Source organism: Streptomyces niphimycinicus (genome assembly GCF_018883605.1).
Classification (GTDB): Bacteria; Actinomycetota; Actinomycetes; order Streptomycetales; family Streptomycetaceae; genus Streptomyces; species Streptomyces niphimycinicus.
This window is the reverse complement of sequence record NZ_JAHLEM010000117.1, coordinates 1-5,807: the sequence shown is the minus strand read 5'-3', so window position 1 is coordinate 5,807 and position 5,807 is coordinate 1. Positions and strand designations below refer to the sequence as shown.

Here is a 5,807-nt window from a genome sequence, read left to right as displayed (position 1 = left end):
GCGGACCGCCCGCGCGGCGGCGGCCACCTCGGCCGCTTCGGGGGCGGGGCGGCGGACATGCCAGACCCGGTCGGCGAAGAACTCCTCCGGCCAGTCGAACGCCTCCGCCTGGACGTCCTGCGGCAGGGCCAGGGTGACGGCGCCGGTCTCGGCCGGGTCGGCCAGCACCCGCATGGCCTGGAGCGCGGCCGGGATCAGCGCCTCGGGGCGCATCACCCGGTCGAAGTAGCGGGAGACCGGGCGCAGCGCGTCGTTCACCGAGATGTCGCCCGCGTACGGGACTTCGAGCTGCTGAAGCACCGGATCGGCGGGCCGGGTGGCGAAGATGTCGCCGGGCAGCAGCAGCACCGGCAGCCGGTTGACGGTGGCGAGCGCCGCGCCGGTGACGAGGTTGGTGGCACCGGGGCCGATGGAGGTGGTGACGGCCTGGGCGGCGAGCCGGTTGTTCTGGCGGGCGTAGCCGACCGCGGCATGCACCATCGCCTGCTCGTTACGGCCCTGGAGATACGGCATGGTCTCCGGCCCGGACTCCAGCAGCGCCTGGCCGAGCCCGGCCACATTGCCATGGCCGAAGATGCCCCAGGTGGCGTTGATCAGGCGATGCCGCTGCCCGTCCCGCTCGGTGTACTGGTGGGCCAGGAACTCCACCAGCGCCTGGGCGACGGTCAGACGGCGCACTGCCGAAGCGGTCATCGTGGGTCTCCAGCGGATGCTTGATCGGGTCCTTGGCCGGGTGCCTGCTCGGGTGCTTGATCAGGTGCTTGATCGGGTGCTTGATAGAGGGGCAGCCGGGGGTCGACGGGCTGATCCGGCCAGGTGGAGCGGATCCAGCCGTGGTCGGGGTGGTCGCAGATGAGCCAGGCGCGCTCCTCCTCCGGGCCCGCCATGACATTGAGGTAGTACATGTCATGGCCGGGGGCGGCGATGGAGGGGCCGTGCCAGCCGTCGGGGATCAGGACGGTGTCCCCGGAGCGGACCTCGGCGAGCACGTCGGTGCCGCGGCCGTGGCCCGACGGGGAGACCCGCTGATAGCCGATGCCCTCGTTGCCGTGGGCCTCGGCGATCTCGAAGTAGTAGATCTCCTCCAGCTCGCTCTCCTCGCCGGGGCGGCACTGGTCGTGCTTGTGCGGCGGGTACGAGGACCAGTTGCCGCCCGGGGTGAGCACCTCGACGGCGATCAGCTTGTCGCATTCGAAACCCCCGCCTGATGTTCCGCCTCCGGCGGGGGCCGCCGCGGCGAAGTTGTTCACCTGGCGCGAGCAGTTGCCGCTGCCGCGCAGCTCGACGGGGACGGCGGAGGCCGGTCCGTAGCGCGCGGGCAGCCGCCGCTCGCAGCGGGCGCCGGTGAGCGCGAAGCGGCCGCCCGCCCCGCTGGCGATCTGGGCGTGGGAGTCGCGCGGCAGATAGACGAAGTCGCTGACCCCGCTGAACACGCTCTCCCGGCCGTGCAGTTCGAAGCTCTCGCCCTCGGCGATCACGGTGCAGCCGCCGCTCAGCGGCAGCAGGATCCACTCGCTGTCACCGGTGGCCAGGGAGTGCGAACCGCCGGGCGGCAGTTCGAGAATCCGCAGGCTGGAGTAGCCCCAGCCGGCCCGCTCGGGGCTGATGTCCACGGCGTAGGGGCCGTCGGCCGCCTTGCCGGCCTGCACATGGAAGCCGGGCAACGGATCGTTGGTGGTCATGGCGTGACCTCTCTGCCTTTCTTACAGCGTCACAACAGGCCGACAGCGGTGTCCACGGCGGTCTCGACGCTGCCCTCCGCCGGATAGAGCAGGGAGCGCCCGACGACCAGCCCCTGCACGGTGGGCAGCCCCAGCGCCTTGCGCCACTTCTCGTACGCCTCCTCCTGGTCCTGCGGAGACTTGCCCACGTCGCCGCCGAGCAACACCGCCGGCAGGGTGCTGGTCTCCATCACCGCCGCCATCTCGTCGGCGTCGTTGGTGACCGGCACCTTCAGCCAGGTGTAGGCGGAGGTTCCGGCGAGCCCGGAGGCGATGGCTATGGACTTGGTGACGGCCTCGGCGCTCAGATCGTTGACGACCTTCCCGCCCGTGCGCCGGGAGATGAACGGCTCGACGAAGACCGGCAGCCGCCGCTCGGCCATCTCGTCGATGGCGCGGGCCGTGGTGACCATGGTGGTCAGCGAACCGGCGTCGTCGTAGTCGATGCGCAGCAGCAGCTTGCCGGCGTCGAAGCGCAGCCGGGTCAGGTCCTGGGGGCGGTGCCCGGTGAACCGGTCGTCGAGCTCGAACGAGGCCCCGGCGAGGCCGCCACGGTTCATCGAGCCCATGACGACCTTGCCCTCGAGGGCGCCGAGCAGCAGCAGGTCCTCGAGGATGTCGGCGGTGGCGAGCACCCCGTCGACCCCGGGCCGGGACAGCGCCACGCACAGCCGCTCCAGCAGCTCGACCCGGTTGGCCATGGCCAGCTTGTGGCCGCCGACGGCGAGGGCGCCGCGCGCCGGGTGATCGGCGGCCACGATCATCAGACGGCCGCTGTCACCGATGAGGGGGCGGCGGACCCGGCGGGCGGCCGCCTCGGCGATGGCCTCCGGGTGGCGGCTCCGCACCGTCACGAGGTCGGAAACGCTGATACTCAAGATTCTTCCTCGCATTCGCGATTCATGAAGGGCACACGGAGCGCGGGGACCGCGTGACCGGACGAGGGGAGCGCCTGGCGCCCGGGGTCAGCCCCCACCCAGCAGGGCCTCGACCTCCGCTTCCGTGGGCATCGCGGAGGAGCAGGCGAGGCGGGACGCGACAATGGCGCCCGACGCGTTGGCGTACCGCATGACGCGCTCCAAGGGCCAGCCGGAGAGCAGTCCGTGGCACAGGGCGCCGCCGAACGCGTCGCCCGCGCCGAGTCCGTTGACCACCTCGACCGGGACGGGCGGGACCTCGGCGGTGGTGCCGTCGCGGTGCACGGCGAGCACCCCGCGCGGGCCCTGTTTGACGACGGCCAGCTCCACGCCCGCGTCCAGCAGCGCCTGCGCGCATGCCTTGGGCTCGCGCGCACCGGTGGCGATCTCGCATTCGTCCACGTTGCCGACGGCGACGGTCGCATGGCGCAGCGCCTCGGCGTAGAAGGGCCGGGCGGTCTCCGGGTCGGCCCAGAACATCGGCCGCCAGTCCAGGTCGAAGACGGTGGTGCCGCTCTTGGCGCGGGCGGCGAGTGCGGCGAGGGTGCTGGTGCGGCTGGGCTCCTCGCTGAGCCCGGTGCCGGTCATCCAGAAGATCCGGGTGGCGCGGATGGCGTCGAGGTCCAGCTCGGCGGGGTGGATCTCCAGATCGGGCGCCTTGGGGCGGCGGTAGAAGTACAGCGGGAAGTCGTCGGGCGGGAAGATCTCGCAGAAGGTGACGGGGGTGGGGTACTGCTCGACGGGGGTGACGAAGCGGTCGTCCACTCCGAAGGCCCGCAGCTCCTGGTGGATGTAGTCGCCGAACGGATCCGCCCCGGTGCGGCTGATCACCGCGGAGCGGTGGCCGAAGCGGGCCGCGGAGACCGCGACATTGGTCGCCGAGCCGCCGAGAAACTTTCCGAACGATTCGACCTGCGGCAGTGGCACACCGGTCTGGAGCGGATACAGGTCCACTCCGATGCGGCCCATCGTGATCAGGTCGTACGGCTCACTCATGCCTGCCCCTTCGGGAAAGACGCAGCTCAGGGTCTGGTGCACAGAACTCCGGGAGATGCCCCGGCCCTTCAGGTCTAGACGTGTCCCCCAGCCACTGTCAAGGCTTTGTCCTTACATACTGACGTAATCATCCGGGGCCACAGGGGATGTTATCCCGTCGTTACGTCCAGATGAAATGTTGTCATGACAAAGCCTTGACAGAGGACAGTCGCGGGGAGTTGGCTCCCGTTCTGCAACGGCCGTGCCAACACGACGGACCTGCCTTGAGAGGTGCTGGAACGGATGGACCTCAGACTCAATCGACCCCGCAGAGCGGGCCTCGCCGCGCTCGCCACCGCCGCCGTCCTGCTGGCAGCGGGATGCAGCAGCCAGGGCGGCAAGAAGGCCCAGGAAGCCGACTCCGGCCTCGCGGCCGGGAAGGCCGACACCCCGCGGCTGAGGATCGCGATGATCACTCACGCGGCCCCCGGCGACACCTTCTGGGACACCGTGCGCAAGGGCGCCAAGTCCGCGGCGGCCAAGGACAATGTCGACCTCGTCTACTCCAGCAACCCCAACGGAGCCGACCAGGCCAACCTGATCCAGAACGCGATCAACCAGAAGGTCGACGGCATCGCCGTCACCCTCGCCAAGCCCGACGCCATGAAGGGCGCGATAGCCAAGGCGGAGAAGGCCGGGATCCCGGTCGTCGCCTTCAACGCCGGGCTCGACCAGTGGAAGGACCTGGGCCTGCTGGAGTACTTCGGCCAGGACGAGAACATCGCGGGCCAGGCATTCGGCAAACATCTCAACGAGATCGGCGCCAAGCACAACATCTGTGTGATCCAGGAACAGGGCCATGTCGCCCTCGAAGCCCGCTGCGCGGGTGTGAAGAAGACCTTCAAGGGCAAGACGGACACGCTCTACGTCAACGGCACCGATATGCCGTCGGTCAAGTCGACCATCGCCGCGAAGCTCAAGCAGGATTCGAGCATCGACTATGTCGTCACCCTGGGCGCCCCGTTCGCCCTGACCGCCGTCCAGTCCGCCAAGGACGCGGGCGGCAAGGCCAAGGTCGCCACCTTCGACCTCAACAAGGACCTCGTCTCCGCCGTCCAGAGCGGTGATGTGCAGTTCGCCGTCGATCAGCAGCCCTATCTCCAGGGCTATCTGTCCATCGACTCCCTGTGGCTCTTCAAGAACAACGGCAACTTCAGCGGCGGCGGGGAGAAGCCCGTACTGACCGGGCCCGCGTTCGTCACCAAGGAGAACGTGGACACCATCGCCAAGTTCGCCAAGAACGGAACGCGGTGACCCGGCCATGACCCATACCGCCACCCCGGCGGCCGCCACCGGGCCCGCCGCCCCCGCGGCCCCGCCGAAGAGCCGCACCGCCGAGCGCTCGCTGGCCCGGCGGGCGCTGGCCCGCCCCGAGATCGGGGCGCTGGTCGCGGCCATCGGCGTCTATCTCTTCTTCTTCGTCGCCGCCCCCACCTTCCGCCAGGCCGACTCCTTCGCCACCGTCCTCTACCAGGCGTCCACCATGGGGATCATGGCGCTCGCCGTCTCCCTGCTGATGATCGGCGGTGAGTTCGACCTGTCGGCCGGGGTCGCCGTCACCTCCTCGGCGCTGACCGCGAGCATGCTCAGCTTCCAGCTCACCGCCAATGTGTGGGTGGGCGTGATCGTCGCCCTGCTGGTCTCGCTCGCCGTGGGGCTGATCAACGGACTGCTGCTGATCAAGACCGGGCTGCCCAGCTTCCTGGTCACCCTCGCCAGCTTCCTGATGCTCCAGGGCGCCAATCTGGCCATCACCAAGCTGCTGACCGACAATGTCGCCACCGACTCCATCACCGACATGGACGGCTTCGACCAGGCCAAGTCGCTCTTCGCCTCCGAGATCGACATCTTCGGTGTCAGTGTGAAGATCACCGTGCTGTGGTGGCTGGTCTTCGCCGCCATCGCCACCTGGGTGCTGCTGCGCACCAAGTTCGGCAACTGGATCTTCGCGGCCGGTGGTTCGAAGGAGAGCGCCCGGGCCGTGGGCGTACCGGTGAACCTCACCAAGATCGCCCTCTTTATGACGGTGGGCTTCGCGGCCTGGTTCGTCGGCATGCATCTGCTCTTCGAGTACAACACCGTGCAGGCCGGCGAGGGCGTCGGCAACGAGTTCTACTACATCATCGCGGCCGTG

General features: G+C 69.4%; 6 protein-coding genes. 2 read left to right on the top strand and 4 right to left on the bottom strand.

The window, feature by feature from the left end; translation table 11 throughout:
• From KN815_RS13345 to iolC, 4 genes are all read right to left on the bottom strand, one after another.
• On the bottom strand, positions 1–693 hold a 693-nt coding region (locus KN815_RS13345; protein WP_253208944.1), incomplete at its 3' end, for a thiamine pyrophosphate-binding protein.
• Positions 690–1,682, bottom strand: coding sequence for a 5-deoxy-glucuronate isomerase (iolB, locus tag KN815_RS13340; RefSeq protein ID WP_253208943.1), 993 nt, complete (start codon positions 1,680–1,682; stop codon positions 690–692). The genes iolB and KN815_RS13345, both read right to left, overlap by 4 nt.
• A 29-nt stretch (positions 1,683–1,711) precedes the next feature.
• Complete coding sequence (locus tag KN815_RS13335; RefSeq protein ID WP_216342042.1) at positions 1,712–2,599, bottom strand: Cgl0159 family (beta/alpha)8-fold protein; 888 nt, start codon at positions 2,597–2,599, stop codon at positions 1,712–1,714.
• Positions 2,600–2,686: 87 nt separating this feature from the next.
• Positions 2,687–3,634, bottom strand: coding sequence for a 5-dehydro-2-deoxygluconokinase (iolC, locus tag KN815_RS13330; protein ID WP_216342040.1), 948 nt, complete (start codon positions 3,632–3,634; stop codon positions 2,687–2,689).
• A 282-nt stretch (positions 3,635–3,916) separates the two neighbouring features.
• Between iolC and KN815_RS13325 the strand changes: the two genes are divergently transcribed.
• Both KN815_RS13325 and KN815_RS13320 read left to right on the top strand, forming a co-directional pair.
• Entirely contained in the window at positions 3,917–4,927 is a 1,011-nt protein-coding gene (locus KN815_RS13325) for a sugar ABC transporter substrate-binding protein (protein WP_216342039.1), read from the top strand.
• 7 nt (positions 4,928–4,934) lie between these two features.
• The coding region (locus KN815_RS13320) for an ABC transporter permease (protein ID WP_216342036.1) at positions 4,935–5,807 on the top strand (873 nt) is incomplete at its 3' end.

Excerpts from the sequence above, each read along its gene's own strand:
- KN815_RS13325 (WP_216342039.1), top strand. The coding sequence starts at position 3,917 with ATGGACCTCAGACTCAATCGACCCCGCAGAGCGGGCCTCGCCGCGCTC.
- iolB (WP_253208943.1), bottom strand. The coding sequence starts at position 1,682 with ATGACCACCAACGATCCGTTGCCCGGCTTCCATGTGCAGGCCGGCAAG.
- iolC (WP_216342040.1), bottom strand. The coding sequence starts at position 3,634 with ATGAGTGAGCCGTACGACCTGATCACGATGGGCCGCATCGGAGTGGAC.